This is a genomic window from Shewanella sp. 4t3-1-2LB (genome assembly GCF_017368415.1).
GTDB classification, from domain to species: domain Bacteria; phylum Pseudomonadota; class Gammaproteobacteria; order Enterobacterales; family Shewanellaceae; genus Shewanella; species Shewanella fodinae.
In genome coordinates this window covers 1-17234 of the sequence record NZ_JAFNJD010000040.1, presented here as the reverse complement: position 1 = coordinate 17234, position 17234 = coordinate 1, and the positions used below count along the sequence as shown (strand labels likewise).

Sequence of the window (17234 nt, the reverse complement as noted above, 5' to 3'; positions counted from 1 at the left end):
GGGCGCACTGGAGGGCAAGTACCATGAATTATCATCGTTATTATCAGGTCGATGTTGTTAATGGCCCCGGAACGCGGTGCACGTTGTTTGTTGCTGGCTGTGAACACCAGTGTCGCGGTTGTTATAACCAGTCCACATGGGATCCGCGCTCAGGTCATCTATTTGATCAGCCAATGGAAGATCAGATTATCCATGACTTGAACGATAACCGTATTCATCGGCGAGGATTGTCTTTATCGGGCGGCGATCCATTATTTCCTGGCAACGTTCCGGCGGTGTTGCAGTTAGTGAAACGGGTTCGGCAAGAGTGCGAAGGCAAGGATATCTGGTTATGGACCGGTTACAAACTCAATGAATTAACTGCCGCGCAACGCGCGATATTGCCTTATATTGACGTGTTGATTGACGGTAAATTTGAACAGTCGCTGGCAGACCCTTCACTGCTGTATCGCGGTTCCAGTAACCAGATAGTGCATCATCTGCACGAGCGTCAGTGATGACGTGAGGTTTAATCGGCTATATCGAACAATAAACTTCATTTTTTGCGTCTGCAAAACACTGTCGCGGTGGTTGGAAGTTGCTATACTGCCGAACCAGCAGATTCAGCTAACGGTAAACTCCCGGCAGTGTTATCTGGGTAATCCCAAGCCAATGCCTTCGGGTATTCCTATCCGTTGTGAAACAGCCTAAAATGGCCCGCTTGAATCAATGTATATGTAAAGTCTCTTCAACGAGAGACATTAACCGTCTCATGATCTGAGAGCAGTAGTTAAGGTTAATTCATGTCAATTAAATATATCGCCACCGCCAAGTTGCCCACTCCCTGGGGTATTTTCTCTATGCACGGTTTTGAAGACAGCGAGACCGGCAAGGAACACGTGGCGTTAACCTTTGGTGAACTGAGTGCCGATGAGCCTATGCTTGGACGTATTCACTCTGAATGTTTGACCGGAGATGCGTTATTCAGTCTGCGTTGTGACTGTGGCTTTCAGTTGCAAACCGCGATGCAGAATATTGCGGCTGAAGGTCGTGGATTTATTCTGTATTTGCGTCAAGAAGGACGCGGTATTGGTTTGTTGAACAAAATTCGCGCGTACGCGTTGCAGGATCAAGGTGCCAATACCGTTGAGGCTAACGAGCAGCTCGGATTTCCGGCGGATATGCGTAAATACGATATGATCGCGCCGATGCTGGAAAAAATTGGAGTGCACAAGGTGCGTCTGATGACCAACAATCCGCGTAAAATGAAAGCGATGAAAGATTTCGGGATGGAAGTGGTAGAACGTGTGCCGCTGCAGGTCGGTAAGAACCGCTATAACGAGTTTTATCTTAAAACCAAGTCACACGAATTAGGCCATTTGATCCCCGATTCCTATTTTGAGGAACACCAGGATTAACTGTTGCTCAATTGTCAACTTTAAGGCCGGGATCCCGGCCTTTGTTGTTTTTGCGCCCCATCAATCAACTGTGCGCAGAGAACACCTAATAACCGAGATACCCACTTTTGACGCCAATGCTTCCTGACCGACAACCATGTCATGTTTGGCTCACGCCGGACAAGTGGTAACTATTCCGCTGTCGATAGCAATATCCAGTGTTGCTATCTGTGGGAAAAATAATGTTGCTTGCTAGGCCTGATGTCAGCATCTGTGTGTATAACTGCGCTTGGTGCGAACGAGGTGTGAACCTTTACACTTGCAATCTTTTCTTGGTCGTTATAGATCATGAAAAGCCATGTGCCGAGGACTGCCGCATGACGCAATATCGTTTAGAAAAAAGGAACATAATTGCAAGAATCAATATGGAAATGCCAATTTATTGAGGATATATCCAAGGTTCCTGCCACCGCATGGGATGCCTGTATGGCCTCGACTAATCCATTTACCCATCACGCGTTTCTGCTAGCGTTGGAACTGAGTGGCAGTGTGGGAGGGGACAGCGGCTGGCGCCCATATCATCTGTTGTTATACCGTCATCAGCAATTAGTGGCCGTGATGCCGCTATATCAAAAGTCAGATTCTTGGGGCGAATATGTGTTTGACTGGGCTTGGGCGGATGCTTATCAGCGCTATGGTGTGGCCTATTACCCTAAACTGGTGGCGGCCATTCCATTTACCCCCATCAGCGGTAAGCGCCTGGGTATTCATCCTCAGGCTGCGGCTTATGCTACAGAGATATATCAACGGGTAAATCATATTATTGCGCAACAGTTATCGCAGTTTTCCTCTTGGCATGGCTTGTTTTTAGTGCCAGTTTCCTGTGAACAATGGCAAGGTGCCAGTGGTTTAAAATTGCTGCGCCGTGAAGGGTGTCAGTTTCATTGGTTCAACCGTAACTATAATGATTTTTCAGATTTTTTGGCGGCACTTACGTCGCGTAAGCGTAAGAGTATTCTCAAAGAGCGCGCTAAGGTGCAGCATCTGCATTATCACTGGTTTGACGGCGCGGCGGTCTCTGCTGAACTGTGGCAGCGTTTCTATTACTGCTACCAGATGACATACCTGAAGCGTGCCGGTCATGGCGGCTATCTGTCTGGCGATTTCTTTGTGAAATTAGGGCGCTTGTTGGCGGAGAACGTACGTTTGTTGTTGGTGTGTCGCGATAATGAACCGCCAGAACAAGCAGTTGCTGCTGCGCTGTATCTCACCGACGATCGACAACAAGTACTCTACGGCCGATACTGGGGCACTTTACAGGATGTGGATGGGCTGCATTTTGAAGCCTGCTATTATCAGGGAATTGATTACGCCATCCGTCATGGTTTTAGCTGTTTTAACGCGGGGGCTCAGGGCGAACATAAGCTAATTCGGGGTTTTGAGCCGGTGATAACGCTGTCACTGCACGCGATTGCGGACGAGGCTTTTTGCCAAGCTATTGAGCGTTTTTGTGAACAAGAACGGCAACATAATCAACAATACTTCAGTGCTATGCAGGCGGCGTTGCCGTTCAAGCAGCAAGTGGCTGACTAATCAGCGACGATCAGCACTTGCCGATAATCCAGATGATGCATGATTTCCCGTAGGATCAACAGTGCCGCATAAGCCTGTTTGCTGGTTTGCAAATTGTCGGTCGTGGTTGCGCGTCCCATCGATAACCACGCATAGCGAGTGAACAACTGCTCTACCTGTTCGCGGCTGAACTCCGCCATTCCCTTATCCACGTCAAATAATGCCGCATGCAGCTTGTCGGCACTGATCAGTTTTCGGCCACCACTAGTTAGCACCAAATTGCGCATCAGTTCATCTTCAATACAGTTGATTGCATGGTCCAGTTCCGGTTCACCAGGAATATCGTGCTGAAAATAGTCATTAGCAAGCTGTTCGACGCCGATGTGAATGTCATGGGATAAAATGCCGAACTCGATTTCTTTCGATTGTGGCTGGGGCAGTGGCACAAAGGTGGTGCTGTTTCGCCCCAGATGCACCAACACGCTTTCGTTTTGCGGTAGCCGATGTTGTATTGCGGCAAGTTGCGTATCCAGATTCTGCTCTTCAACAGTATACATAGGTTTCATCTTATGCGGGTGACGTGAGCGCTTTGTGTAAATCATGGCGCGGATACCGGGATCATGAAACCTGTGACCGCCAAAATCCAGTACAAAAACGGTTTTTAGTGGCTTGCTTGCGAGCCATATTTGCTGAAATCCGGTCTGAACCGCTGATAATCGCTAGATTAGAGTAATCGTTTACACTTTATAAATTTATTAAAAAACAATAATATATATTTTCTGTTACCTGATTTTAGACTTTTGTATAGTAAACGTTTACCTTATGCTGCGGTAGATTTGTCTTCGGTGTGGACCTCTGCACATATATTTACAAGTAAAAGCACCGTGCCTGGCGTGATTGGGGATTTTTCGCCAAGTATCTGAATTTCCAGAAAACAAGAACTATTGCCTGCCTAAGAAAGGGGTAAAAATGAAACGACAATTCAAATTGAGTCTGACTGCATTTGCAATCGCTCAATGCTTGTCTCTGGCATCTGCACAAGCACAGGAAACAGTACAAGAACAACAAGCCACCACAACCAATAACGCTCAGAAGGTTAAACCTAAAGACACGGACAAACAGCAGAATATAGAAGTACTGACGGTCCAAGGCTTTGGTGCCACCTTACAGCGTTCCTTACAGAACAAAAAACTGGCGGACTCTACCGTAGAAGTGATTTCCGTAGACGATATCGGCCAGTTACCAGATGTGACTATCACGGATGCACTGGCGCGGCTACCGGGGATTGCCGCTGAACGTGACCGCGGTAATGCCAGTACCATCTCTATTCGTGGTTTGGGGGAACGGCTGAACTTAGCCACCATGAATGGCCGTGAAATCGTGAGTGGCGAACCGAGTCGCAGCGTGCGTTTTGAACAGTTCCCCGCTGAACTGATCAATTCGGTAGAAGTATATAAAAGTCCACTGGCCAGCAATATCGAAGGGGGTATTGCTGGATTGGTGAACATGAATTTTGTCAATCCGCTGGATAAAGACAAACGCCAGGTGAATGTCAGTGGCCATGTTATGGATTATCCGATGGCCGATGATATCCCAACGGCTGATAGCAAGGGTTATCGCACCAGTTTCAGCTACGTGGACCCGATTGCTGACAATTTTGGTGTGGCATTTGGTGTCGCTTATCAGGATCAGCCATCGATTCAACGCGATGTGACTTCTTGGTCTTATAACAAGCTGACAGCGGAGCAAGGAGACGTCAACGGTGACGGTATCACCGAAGCGGCCCCCTGGGGCGCACAAACCGCCACTAAAGGTGGTACTAACAAGCGCCTTGGCGCGATGACCGTTTTACAGTGGTTGCCGACCGACCGCCTGCAACTGAAATATGACCTGTTTTACTCCAAGTTTGATATTAAAGAACGTGAAGATCAGATGTGGTTTGACGGCTGGGGTAACTGGGGAGGCGGAAGTAACTGGGGATATCAAAACTCTTCTCATCCCACGCAGATAGTGACCAAAGCGGATGGCTCGGAGCAGATCACCGCTGGTGGTGTTAAGCTTTGGCGAGGTGATGATAGTAGCCCGATTAGTGCTAATAACTCGACTTGGTTCCAGAAAAATGAGTTAGTGAGTACCGGTCTGAATGCGGAATGGCAGGGCGATGACTGGACCGTGGTTGCTGATGTCGGATATTCCGAAGCGTCTATCAAATCCCGTTGGGTTAACATCTCATCGCTATTTTGGAACGATAGTCTGGGGACTCCTGGAATTGATGTTGGTTGGGATGCCACCGGCGATAAGCTAGGAATTACTACCGATTATGCTTTGGATAATAGCAGCGATTACGGACTCAACTACTTGCAGGTAGATAACGACCGTATTCTAAAAGACGATATGATCAATGCGCGGCTGGATTTCTCGCGGATGGTGGAGTGGGGCATCATTGACAAAGTCAGCTTTGGTGGGCGCTGGGCTGATCGTGAGAAAGATAATGATGTGGTGAGTTGGAAGCAGACCAACCCTAGTGCTGCCAATGTAAACTCATCTTTTTATGGCCTGGGTAGTGGTTACAATGTGCCGGTGATGTACACCATCAATAATTGGTCTGAAGTAGTCGACAGCGCTTTTGGCGGTATCGACAGTCGTAACGATCATGCCAAGCTCACCAGTGATTATTTGGATAACTGGAATGTGCAGGAAACCAATAAGGCCCTGTATGTGATGTTTGATCTCAGGGGCGAGCTTGGTCGTATCCCTTACACCGGTAATATTGGTGTGCGTTATGTGCGTACCAACTCTACCTCCAGTGGTTTCGATCAGGTGCCGAATACCGGCACAGTCACTCCGGTGTCTTTTGACCATGATTATGATGAAATTCTGCCCGCGTTGAACCTGCGTTTCAGCGTTACGGAAGATTCACAGGTTCGCTTGGGACTATCTCGCGCCATGTCTCGACCACCGCTGGTGGAGATGCGTTCTGGATTGGGGTTGAATAAGTCTTCTACGGTAAATAGCGCTTCCAGCGGTAATCCTAATCTGAATCCGTTTATCGCCAATCAGGCGGATCTGGGTTACGAGTACTATTTTGCTGAAGATGCCGCCTTTACAGTGCAATTGTTCTTCAAGGATCTGAAGAAACATATCGGCGAGTCCACCAGTACCATTACCGTGGACGGTGAACAGTATCAACTGAATGCACCGGTCAACGGCGATGGTGGACAAATCCGTGGCTTTGAAGTGCTCTATCAACAGGCCTTTAGCATGCTGCCTGAGCCTTTTGATGGCTTAGGTGTCTATGCCAACTATAGCTATACCAACAGCAACGTTAAGGAATTCCAACCCGTAGATAATCCGTTGCCATTGGCGGGATTGTCAAAAAATGTGGGTAATCTGACGCTGTGGTATTACAAAGCTGGTGTGGATGCCAAGGTGTCTTACAACTACCGCAGTGAATACACTCGCGTGGGGAGTTGGGATCCAACCGAGATATACACCATTGGGTCAGAAGCGACGGTAGATGCCAGCATCTCCTATCAGCTGACTGACAATTTCAAAGTGATGCTGCAAGGGCAGAACCTGACCAATGAAGCATCTACTTCCTACTTTGATAACGATCCATCCCGTCCTCGTGGTTACGTGGAATGGGGCCGCCGTTACTTGCTCGGCTTCCAGTTCAACATGTAATGACACGGCAAGCTGTTCCGGTTGTTTGCCGGAACAGCTTCAACCCAACTGCTGTCGGCAGATGGGCGCAAATTTTATCCGGAGGATGTTTCAGGGTGCGAATGACCAAGCAGTTAACGGCCATATTACTGGGCTTATGTCTTCTCAGTGGGTGTCAGGTAGAAACCGCCGACACTGATATTTCGACCACCAAGGCGACAGCAGCGAGCAGCAGTCAGAACTTGGCGTTCAATCAACACTGGCAGTTTAAGAAATCTGCTCAGGCGCTACCGTTGGCACAGCTGACCGTTCCGTGGCAATCCGTGAGCTTGCCGCATACCCCACGACTAGAACCCGAAGTGGTTAATCAGCAGTGGCAGGGGATTGCCTGGTATCAGAAGCAGTTTGATGTACCTGACGCTTGGTTGCAAAAAGTGGTGTTAATCCGTTTTGAAGCGGCAATGAATCAGGCTGATGTCTGGCTCAACGGCCAGAAAGTGGGTAGCCATTTGGGTGGCTACCTGCCGTTTACCTTAGATCTCAGTCATGCATTAAAGCCTGGTAGCAATACGCTACTGGTGAGATTGGATAACCGCGATAACCCCATAACTGGCCCTAAACCTTTGCATCTGTTGGATTTTAACACTTATGGTGGTCTGTATCGTGGCGTCTCTGTGCAGATCAAAGATAAGCTCATGATCACCGATGAAATGTTGGCTAACAGTGTAGGGGGCGGTGGTGTGTTTGTCACCTATCCTGAAGTGAGCGACCAGCGCGCCACGATTGCGATCAAAACGCAACTACAGAATCAGTATACCGAGAATAAAACGCTGCAATTGACACAAACCTTATTGTGGCAAGGGCAGACGATTGCCAGCACCACCCAGCCGTATCAATTGGCTGCAGGCGAAGTAGCGGATGTCAAGCAGCAGATAACAGTGACAACACCTAAACTGTGGAGCCCGCAGTCACCCAATTTATATACCCTGCAAACAGAGTTGTTCAGTGGTGAGCAACTGATTGAACAGCAACAACGGCAGATAGGCATTCGCAGTTTTACCTTCAACGCCAAGCATCAATTGTTGATCAATGGCAAACAAACGTTTTTGCGCGGGGTGAACCGCCATCAGGAATACCCGTTTGTCGGCTATGCGTTGTCTGCTCAAGCAGATTATCGTGATGCGGTCAAAATCAAGCAAGCCGGTTTTGATTATGTGCGACTGTCACATTATCCCCATTCTCCGGCCTTTATGCAGGCAGCCGATAAGCTGGGGCTGGTGGTGTTGGACGCAGTACTTGGCTGGCAGTATTACAATCCTGATCCTGCTTTTGCCGATCATGTGGTAGACAGTTGTCGCGATCTCATCCGGCGCGATCGTAACCATCCGAGTGTGCTGGCGTGGGAATGCTCGTTAAATGAAACCGAGATGCCAGCAACACTGATCAAACGTCTCAATGATGCGGTACATCAGGAATTTCCCGGCAGTTTTTCCGCTGGCTGGCAAGCTGGCTATGACATTTTTGTACAGGCACGCCAGCATCGGCTGCAGCATTACCAAACGCCGCAGCAGCCCTATATTGTGTCCGAATATGGCGATTGGGAATATTACGCGCAGAATGCGGGTTTTAACCAAGATAGCTGGGGCGACTTGAAAGAAGAACAACGCAGTAGTCGGCAGTTGCTGAACAGAGGCGAAAAACGGCTACTACAGCAAGCGTTGAATATTGAAGAAGCACACAATGACAATTTCACCGTACCAGCGTTTGCTGACGGTTATTGGGTGATGTTTGATTATAACCGCGGTTATACCGACGATATAGAAGCGTCCGGTATTATGAGTCTCTACCGTCAACCCAAGTACAGCTATTACTTTTTTGCCAGTCAGCGTGATGCCTCGGAAGTCAGCCCGCTTTTCCAAAGTGGGCCGATGGTGCATATTGCTAGCGAATGGCAAGCGGACTCCAGTACCGATGTACGGGTGTTCAGTAACGCCGATGCGGTGGCGCTGTATCTCAACGGACAGTTAATCGCTCGGCAAGCTGCAACGCGGGATCACTACTCGCAACATCTGGCGCACCCACCTTTTATCTTTCATCTAGGAAAGTTCACCGCCGGAACATTGCGCGCTGAGGCCATTATTGACGATAAAGTTGTCGCGACCCATGAAGTGTCTACACCCGGTAAAGCGGCTTCCATCCGCTTGCAACTGGATACCAGTGGGGTTGCACCTGTGCCGGGTGTCAACGACATACTGTTTGTTTATGCGCAGTTACAGGATAAAGATGGCCACCCTCTGTGGAGCAATGATATCCCGCTGCAGGCCAAAGCCAGTGGCGATATCGAAATTCTTAACCAAACTCCGATAGTGACTTCTATGGGACAAGGGGCGCTGTTGATCCGTATTGGTAATAGTCTCAAACATGCGCAAGTTACGGTTACGGCCGCAGGCCTGCCGCCCGCTACCTTAATGTTAGCGCCGGAGGCACACTGATGCAGATCCTCGTTACCGGTGGTGCCGGTTATATTGGGACTCATACTTGCGTTGCGTTGTTGCAAGCGGGGCATCAAGTCGTGGTGCTAGATAACTTTAGCAACAGCCAGCCACAGGCGTTAGCGCAGGTACAGCAGATTTGCGGTCAGCCGTTGCCTTTATATCGAGGAGACGTCGGCGATGCTGCACTGTTACAACAGATTTTTGCGGAATGGCAGATTGATGCAGTAATGCATTTTGCGGGTGCTAAAGCGGTTGGTGAGTCGGTGGTGCAACCCTTGGTTTACTACCGTAATAATGTCACTGCGAGCCAAACGTTAATCGAGACGATGACTGCAGCCGGAGTTAGGACATTGGTTTTCAGTTCATCGGCCACGGTTTATGGCGATCCACATAGCGTACCAATTCTTGAGAATTTCCCGTTGGCACCAACCAATCCTTATGGCCGCAGTAAGTTGATGGTGGAGCAGATTATCCGCGATCACTGTACCGCAACCCGTGCAGACCTTGGATTTAATGGTATTATCCTGCGTTATTTTAATCCGGTGGGCGCGCATCCCAGCGGTTTGATTGGCGAAGATCCTCGCGGTATCCCCAATAATCTGATGCCGTTTATTGCTCAGGTTGCCGTGGGGCGACGTCGAGAACTATCGGTGTTTGGCAACGATTATCCAACCGTTGATGGCACCGGTGTGCGCGATTACATCCATGTTAGTGATGTGGCTGAAGGTCATGTGCGGGCGGTAACGCAACTGCACGGGCAGCCGGGCTGCCATGTGTTTAATCTCGGTACTGGCAGTGGCGTCTCGGTGTTGCAACTGCTGCAGGCTTACGCCAAAGCCAGTGGTTGTGACATACCCTATCGGATTGTGGCGCGACGTGCTGGTGATGTGGCGCAGTGTTTTGCCGATGCCAGCCTCGCCCATGACGTGTTGGGATGGCAGGCAACTCGAAATTTAACCGATATGGTGGCTTCCAGCTGGCATTGGCAGTCACAGAATCCCGACGGTTATTGCAGTACAACAGTTTGACAGAAATTGAGGTTTGTATGTCAGAGTTTGACGTAAAAGATCATCCCCATCGCCGTTATAATCCGCTAACGGGTGACTGGGTGTTGGTATCACCGCACCGGGCAAAGCGGCCATGGCAGGGGCAGGTAGAAGCCCCGGCAACGGATGATATTCCGCATTACGACAGCAGTTGTTTCCTGTGCCCGGGAAACAAACGTATCACCGGTGATATCAACCCGGTTTATAGCAAGCCTTATGTATTTACCAACGATTTTGCCGCGTTGCATCAGGATACGCCAGTGGCCAGTCGCAATGATGATGGGCTGTTTGTGTTGGCATCTGAGCGCGGTACCAGTCGGGTGGTGTGTTACTCGCCGGATCACAGCCTGACCATGCCGGAGTTGTCGAACGAACAGCTTGTTGCGCTGATCCATGAATGGATCCAACAGTATCGAGAGCTGTCACAGCACTATGCTTGGGTTCAGGTGTTTGAAAATAAAGGCGCGATTAACGGCTGCTCGAATCCACATCCACACGGACAGATCTGGGCCTGCTCTTCAATACCCACCTTGCCAGCCAGAACCGATGCGGCGCAGCAACAATATTTGGCGCAGCACGGTAAAAATCTGCTGTTAACCTATGTGGAACGTGAACTTGCTGATGGTGCACGTACTGTGGTGCAAAATGAGCATTGGCTGGTGGTTGTGCCTTATTGGGCATCTTGGCCGTTTGAAACGCTACTGCTGCCTAAAGCCCATGTCACGCGGATGGAGGAGTTGTCAGCACCACAACAAGCGGCACTGGCTGATATCCTTAAACAAATCACTATCCGTTATGACAACCTGTTCCAGTGTGCATTCCCGTATTCAATGGGATGGCATGTCGCGCCTTATACTCAACAATTTCAGGAAGCTGCAGCTCGGGCGCACTGGTTACTGCACTGCCATTTCTACCCGCCACTATTGCGTTCTGCTACGGTGAAAAAATTCATGGTGGGTTACGAAATGATGGCGGAAACCCAGCGTGACATGACCCCCGAGCAAGCGGCAGAACGTTTACGCCAACAATCACCCATACATTATAAATCTGCACAAAAAGGTGACGCATGAGTCTGACAGTCGCTGAGTTACATCAGCTATTTTCATCACATTTTTCGGCGACTGCCGATTACCATTTTCGCGCCCCAGGTCGAGTTAACCTGATTGGTGAGCATACCGACTATAACGATGGGTTTGTGCTGCCCTGCGCAATCAACTTTGATACCCATGTACTGGCGCGTAAGAACGGCCTAAACCTTATCCGCGTTGTGGCGGCAGATTATGCTAACCAGGTGGATGAAATCCCGCTGGATCAGGTGATTGCGCATCACCTTGACTATCAATGGGCTAACTATGTTCGCGGGGTAGTGCAGAGTTTACAACGTCAGGACATTAGCTTAGTGGGCTGTGATCTTGCTATCAGCGGCAATGTGCCGCAAGGCGCCGGTCTTAGTTCATCGGCGGCGTTGGAAGTGGCCTTGGGACTGACCTTTACCACGCTAGCCGAACAGGCGATGAGCTTGAGTCAGATCGCGCTCACTGGGCAGCAAGCTGAGAACCATTTTGTGGGCTGTAACAGTGGCATCATGGATCAGTTGATCTCCGCGCAAGGGCAGGCGGGTAACGCGGTGTTGATTGATTGTCGTTCGCTTGAATGCCATGCCGTTGCTATGCCACAGGAACTGTCGGTCGTCATCATCAACTCCAACGTTAAACGAGGACTGGTGGGCAGCGAATACAACACTCGCCGCGCACAATGTGAAGCAGGTGCGGCCCACTATGGTGTGAAGGCGCTGCGGGATCTGGATACTGCGGCTATCGGCAATATCTTCAATGAACTGGATGATGTGACTGCACGCCGTGTCCGTCATGTGGTGACTGAAAATGCCCGGACATTGGCGGCCGCCAAGGCGCTGGCTAATGATGATATTCGTACCCTTAGCCAGTTGATGGCACAATCTCATGCCTCGATGCGTGACGATTTTGAAATCACCGTCGCGCCTATCGACTATCTGGTGTCTATGGTCGACAGCATTATCGGTAATCGTGGCGGTGTACGTATGACCGGCGGCGGATTTGGCGGTTGTGTGGTGGCATTGGTGCCACACGATTTAGTTGCCGACGTCAAAGCGCAGATTGCGGCCAACTATCCTGAACACTTTGGTTTGATGGCCGATGTGTTTGTCTGTCAGCCTTCGGCCGGTGCCGAGATTGTCACCCAACCTTAAAGACGCCAAGGAGAAAGCTGTATGTTGTTAGCCCCATTGGATTTTGCCATTTTGGCGGCCTACGTGGTCATTCTGCTTGGACTGGCCTGGTGGGTGTCGCGGGATAAACCCGGGCACGATAAAAATACCAGCGATTACTTTCTGGCCAGTAACAGTCTGCCGTGGTGGGCCATCGGTGCATCGTTGGTGGCCTCCAATATTTCAGCCGAACAAGTTATCGGTATGTCCGGTTCTGGCTATGCGATAGGTTTGGCGATTGCCTCTTATGAGTGGATGGCGGCCATTACCCTGATCATCGTTGGTGCCTGGTTTTTGCCGATTTTCTTGAAACGCAAGATTTACACCATGCCGCAGTTTTTGTTGCACCGTTATGACAATCGGGTGCGGCTGACGATGGCGCTATTCTGGATGGCGGTGTATGTGTTTGTGAATCTGACGGCGGTACTATGGCTTGGCGCCTTGGCAATTAATACCCTGACCGGACTGAATATTACCGCGAGTCTGGTACTGCTGGCGGCACTATCACTGGCTTATTCGCTTTATGGCGGCCTCAAGGTTGTGGCGCTGACCGACATTATCCAGGTGCTGCTGCTGGTGGCCGGTGGTCTGTTTCTGTCCTATGTGTCGCTGCAGATGGTCAGTGACGGGCAAGGCGTGATCGCTGGTTTTGATATTCTGATGACCCGATTACCGGAAAAATTCGACATGATCCTCACGCCGGATAATCCCAATTACGCCAGCTTGCCGGGGATTTCGGTATTGATTGGCGGGCTGTGGGTCATGAATCTGTCGTACTGGGGCTTTAACCAATACATCATTCAACGAGCGTTGGCAGCCAAGGATTTGAAAGAAGCCCGCAAAGGGATTGCCTTTGCCGCTTTTCTCAAGCTATTGATGCCGGTGTTGGTGGTATTGCCGGGGATTGCCGCGGTGCTGTTGTTACCGCCGCTTGACCGACCGGATCAAGCATATCCACAGTTGATGGGGTTGATGCCCGTAGGTCTGAAAGGGCTCATTTTCGCCGCGCTGGTGGCGGCAATTCTGTCCAGCTTAGCCTCTATGACCAACAGTATTTCCACGATTTTTACCATGGATTTGTATGCGCAGGTGCGCCGCCACCAAAGCCAGCATCATTATGTCAAAGTCGGCCGTATCGCCAGTGTTACTGCACTGGTAATCGCGTTGGTAACCGCGCAGCCACTGCTGGGTAAATCCGAGCAGGCATTCCAGTTTATCCAGGAATTTACTGGGTTCTTCACTCCGGGAATTGTGGTGTTGTTTGTGCTCGGCATGTTTTGGAAAAAGGCGACGGCTAACGGGGCCTTGGCGGCGGCTATCGGTTCGGCGGTGTTATCGGCAGCGGCTAAATTCTGGTTGCCACAAGTGCCATTTATGGATCGGGTTGGCTATGTGTTCCTCTGCTGTTTGCTGCTGGCGGTAGTGATTTCGCTGCTGGAAGGCAAAGGTAAAGACCATGAGCACAGTATTCCGCTACATGATATCGACTTCACGACTGACGGCAGTTATCGCGTTTGTGCTGTGGTGATCAGTCTGATCCTTATTGGTTTCTATACAACTTGGTGGTGAACATGATGCTGACAGTGACCTTCCGACAATCGCTGGTGGCTATCACCGCCACCATACTGACTGCCGTGACCTCGCCACTGTTGGCGCAACCAACGCCGATGAGCGTTAGCGTTAAAGACGGTGTGATGCAATGGCAAGACGGCTCGCAAGTGGCGCTATTTGGCGTAAACTATGCCATGCCGTTTGCCTATGGTTATCGCTCAGTGAAACAATTGGGATTGGACCCTCAAGCGGTTATTGATATGGATGTCGCCCATATTGCGCGTATGGGATTGGATGCTTATCGGGTGCATGTGTGGGACCGGCTTATCAGCGATAAACAGGGCAAGCTGCTGGATAACGAACAGTTACGTTTGTTTGATTATCTGCAACAGCAATTGGCACTGCATGGTATCAAAACCATTATCACGCCCATTGCTTGGTGGGGTTCAGGTTACCCGGCACCCGATCCCCAAGAGCCAGGTTTTTCGGCCGATTACAGCAAAGCGCAGATGAATCAGGATCCGCAAGCCATTGCCGTCACCCAAAATTACTTACGGCAGTTGCTGACTCACAAGAATCCCTATACTGGGAAAACCTTGGCAACCGATGACAATGTTATCGCTTTTGAACTGTTCAATGAGCCGAAACATACGCAATCGGCCGAACAAAGTGCCGCCTATGTGGAACAACTGCTGGCAACTGTACGTGATTTAGGTGTGACTAAACCGCTGTTTTACAATATCAGCGAACAAGGTAATGATCAGGCATTCGCCAGCGCCTTATGTAACAGTTCTGTCGATGGTGTGGCTTATCAGTGGTATCCCACGGGGCTGGTGAAAAACTCGGCACTGCACAGCAATATGTTGCCAGCCGTGGCGCACTACACCGATCCGTTTAAGCAGATCGCCGCCTGTCAGCATAAAGCCAAAATGGTGTACGAATTTGATGCGGCCGATGTGACCAGAAGTGTGATGTATCCGGCGATGGCACGTAGTTTCCGTGAGGCCGGCTTTCAGTGGGCGACTCAGTTTGCTTATGATTCAGCAGCACTCGCTCAGACCAATTCGGAATACAACACTCATTATCTAAATTTGCTGTACACACCTGCTAAAGCTATTAGCTTTATGATTGCTGCCAAGGAGTTCCGGCGGCTGCCTTTGGGGTATCAGGCTAAGGAGTATCCTGCCAGCAATCGCTTTGATTATACCTTGCTGGATTATCAGGCAGATCTCAGTCTGTACGATGATGGCCGTCATTATTACTATTCCAGCAACACTCAGCAGGCACCGGCTGATAAGGCTCAATTACAGCATATTGCTGGGGTCGGCAGTTCGCCACTCGTGACTTACCGTGGTACTGGTGCCTATTTCCTTGATAAACAGCAAGATGGTGTATGGCGACTGGAAGTTTATCCCGATTTATTGCCGTTGCAGGACCCGCATCAGCCACCAAGTTTGCAGCGCGAAATTGGCAGGCTGTATCTGCATCAACGGTCAATGACACTCACATTAGCCGATTTGGGGCCAACCTTCGCGATTAAAGGGATCAACGCCGGTAATCACTATGTTGCTAACGCTGAGCACGGTCAGATAACCGTGCAGCCGGGCGTTTACCTGCTAGGGCGTACGGCAGCACTGGTCAATAGTGCCAAGCAAGCCACGGCTCCTTATTACTTGCCAACCATTCCAGCGCCTGAACTCGCTTTGGTTCATCAGCCGCAACGTCAGCGCAATTTGGGGGATAAACTCAGTTTTACTGCACAAATTGCGGGAAAGTTGCCTCAGTATCAAGTGACGCTATATCTGCGCTATCAGGGGTATAAAGACTTTAAGGCTTTACCCATGACAGCGGTCAATGGTGACACTTATCAACTGACGTTACCCAATACAGCTGAATGGCAACACCCTGGCGTGCTGGAATATGCCATTAGTGTCAGTGATGGTCAGCAGCAGGTCACTTGGCCGGGGGCCAAAGCGGGCACTCCCGCTGATTGGGATTACGTTGACGCCGGTTATTGGCATACCTTGCTGACACCTGAAGGCACACCGGTAACTTTATTGGCACCGGCCACCGATCGCGGCGGTTATTACACACCGAAGAACACGGTTTCTTGGCCCGCGACGTCAGCCACAGTTGAAGGTGCCACCTTAAAATTATCAGTGGAACCACAGGCAATCAGCACCGGCGGCACATTATTGCGGTTGGATCTTGCTAACGACAATCAACTCATAGGCCGTGATTTGCATGGCTACAATGCTTTGGCATTGCGGCTCCGCTCTCTTGGTAAAGATGATCGCTTACAGCTGGGTATTATCGCCAACGATGGCCTAGCTTGGGGCACAGATTTCCCCGTGGCTAATGATTGGAAGACCTTGTTGTTACCACTGGATAAGCTTAAACCGATGGGCATCATGCTTGGTCAGGCTTACCCGACTTTTATGCCGGTTGCCGTGGGGCCATTTGCGTCACAAAAGGCATTTTCGCTGAACGCCATTGAGGGCATGCAACTGCTATTGCCAGCGTTGGGGCCGCACCAGACTATGCAACAGCGTGGTATTGAGATTACAGAGGTGGCGCTGGTACAGATGTAACGTAAGATAACCCTAGGCTAAACCAAAGGCGGACTGGCACCATCGCCCGCGCAGGGTATAATCCTGCCAGTACTGATATTTTTCAGGGAGAGGGTGGTTGGTTGACAGTGTTTTCAACGGGTTAACCCAGCAAAAACTGGCACTGGGTGCTGGTTTTTTTGCCATGCTGTTTGCCAATCAGAGTGTTCAGGTACTTGCGATCCCGTTTTACCAGATGCAGTTAGGCGTAGACCCATTCCTGCTGAGTCTGGCGCTAGCATTGCCAGTGGTTGTTGGCACGCTGATAACGCCCTGGATCGGTTATGTCAGTGATCATTGGCAAGGGGGAACGGCTAAGCGACAGCCGCTGATCATTGCGGGTAGCTTGTTGAGCGCAGTGTTATTTGGTTGTATCTGGATGGTGCCTGCACATTGGCCAATGTTATGGCAGCTTTGCTATTTTGCGTGGTTTTATTTGCTGTTTTCGTTAGCGGCGGCGTTGGTGGCAGTACCGACGACCAGTCTCAGTTATGAGATCACTCACGATGAGCGACAGCGCGCCGCTATCATGGCGGTGAACACCTATTTTATTAAGCTGGCCTCAGTGTTGTATCAGTGGTTATTTCCGTTAGCGAGTTTAGCGCTGTTCGGCTCCGTGGTAATGGGGATCCGCTGGGTTGGTTGGGGGGTTGGGCTGTTGTTGATCGGGGGGCTGG

At 50.2% G+C, this 17234-nt stretch carries 12 protein-coding genes; 11 read left to right on the top strand and 1 reads right to left on the bottom strand.

Annotated elements, in window-relative coordinates; all coding sequences use genetic code 11:
• Positions 1-23: 23 nt before the first annotated feature.
• From nrdG to J3L11_RS14225, 3 genes are all read left to right on the top strand, one after another.
• Positions 24-497, top strand: a complete 474-nt coding sequence (gene nrdG / locus J3L11_RS14235; RefSeq protein ID WP_207571424.1) for an anaerobic ribonucleoside-triphosphate reductase-activating protein — start codon at positions 24-26, stop codon at positions 495-497.
• A gap of 285 nt (positions 498-782) precedes the next feature.
• Positions 783-1397, top strand: coding sequence for a GTP cyclohydrolase II (gene ribA / locus J3L11_RS14230; protein ID WP_133037613.1), 615 nt, complete (start codon positions 783-785; stop codon positions 1395-1397).
• Between the two features lie 390 nt (positions 1398-1787).
• Complete coding sequence (locus J3L11_RS14225) at positions 1788-2969, top strand: peptidogalycan biosysnthesis protein (protein ID WP_242695258.1); 1182 nt, start codon at positions 1788-1790, stop codon at positions 2967-2969.
• Here J3L11_RS14225 and J3L11_RS14220 read toward each other — a convergent pair.
• Positions 2966-3505 carry a hypothetical protein gene (locus J3L11_RS14220; RefSeq protein WP_133037611.1) on the bottom strand — a complete coding sequence of 180 codons (540 nt, stop codon included), beginning with the start codon at positions 3503-3505 and terminating at the stop codon, positions 2966-2968. The two genes, J3L11_RS14225 and J3L11_RS14220, sit on opposite strands and share 4 nt — an antisense overlap.
• Positions 3506-3917: 412 nt before the next feature.
• Here J3L11_RS14220 and J3L11_RS14215 point away from each other — a divergent pair, with 412 nt between their 5' ends.
• The 8 genes from J3L11_RS14215 to J3L11_RS14180 form a co-directional block, all read left to right on the top strand.
• A complete protein-coding gene (locus tag J3L11_RS14215) occupies positions 3918-6632 on the top strand; it encodes a TonB-dependent receptor (protein ID WP_207571423.1) in 2715 nt (904 codons plus the stop codon).
• A gap of 101 nt (positions 6633-6733) precedes the next feature.
• On the top strand, positions 6734-9103 hold the full coding sequence (locus J3L11_RS14210) for a glycoside hydrolase family 2 TIM barrel-domain containing protein (protein ID WP_242695257.1): 2370 nt from the start codon (positions 6734-6736) through the stop codon (positions 9101-9103).
• A complete protein-coding gene (galE, locus tag J3L11_RS14205; protein ID WP_207571422.1) occupies positions 9103-10134 on the top strand; it encodes a UDP-glucose 4-epimerase GalE in 1032 nt (343 codons plus the stop codon). Before J3L11_RS14210 ends, galE begins: the two co-directional genes overlap by 1 nt.
• A gap of 17 nt (positions 10135-10151) precedes the next feature.
• Entirely contained in the window at positions 10152-11222 is a 1071-nt protein-coding gene (locus tag J3L11_RS14200; protein ID WP_207571421.1) for a UDP-glucose--hexose-1-phosphate uridylyltransferase, read from the top strand.
• Positions 11219-12379, top strand: a complete 1161-nt coding sequence (gene galK / locus J3L11_RS14195; RefSeq protein WP_207571420.1) for a galactokinase — start codon at positions 11219-11221, stop codon at positions 12377-12379. Before J3L11_RS14200 ends, galK begins: the two co-directional genes overlap by 4 nt.
• Before the next feature lie 21 nt (positions 12380-12400).
• On the top strand, positions 12401-13966 hold the full coding sequence (locus J3L11_RS14190) for a sodium/sugar symporter (RefSeq protein ID WP_133037605.1): 1566 nt from the start codon (positions 12401-12403) through the stop codon (positions 13964-13966).
• A gap of 2 nt (positions 13967-13968) precedes the next feature.
• Positions 13969-16539 carry a hypothetical protein gene (locus J3L11_RS14185; RefSeq protein ID WP_207571419.1) on the top strand — a complete coding sequence of 857 codons (2571 nt, stop codon included), beginning with the start codon at positions 13969-13971 and terminating at the stop codon, positions 16537-16539.
• 97 nt (positions 16540-16636) lie between these two features.
• Positions 16637-17234: MFS transporter (locus J3L11_RS14180; RefSeq protein ID WP_207571418.1), on the top strand; the 598-nt coding region annotated here is incomplete at its 3' end.

Coding starts and splice junctions, on each gene's coding strand:
- nrdG (WP_207571424.1), top strand. CDS start 24: ATGAATTATCATCGTTATTATCAGGTCGATGTTGTTAATGGCCCCGGA.
- J3L11_RS14215 (WP_207571423.1), top strand. CDS start 3,918: ATGAAACGACAATTCAAATTGAGTCTGACTGCATTTGCAATCGCTCAA.
- J3L11_RS14200 (WP_207571421.1), top strand. CDS start 10,152: ATGTCAGAGTTTGACGTAAAAGATCATCCCCATCGCCGTTATAATCCG.
- J3L11_RS14185 (WP_207571419.1), top strand. CDS start 13,969: ATGATGCTGACAGTGACCTTCCGACAATCGCTGGTGGCTATCACCGCC.
- J3L11_RS14210 (WP_242695257.1), top strand. CDS start 6,734: ATGACCAAGCAGTTAACGGCCATATTACTGGGCTTATGTCTTCTCAGT.
- J3L11_RS14220 (WP_133037611.1), bottom strand. CDS start 3,505: ATGTATACTGTTGAAGAGCAGAATCTGGATACGCAACTTGCCGCAATA.
- galE (WP_207571422.1), top strand. CDS start 9,103: ATGCAGATCCTCGTTACCGGTGGTGCCGGTTATATTGGGACTCATACT.
- J3L11_RS14190 (WP_133037605.1), top strand. CDS start 12,401: ATGTTGTTAGCCCCATTGGATTTTGCCATTTTGGCGGCCTACGTGGTC.
- galK (WP_207571420.1), top strand. CDS start 11,219: ATGAGTCTGACAGTCGCTGAGTTACATCAGCTATTTTCATCACATTTT.
- ribA (WP_133037613.1), top strand. CDS start 783: ATGTCAATTAAATATATCGCCACCGCCAAGTTGCCCACTCCCTGGGGT.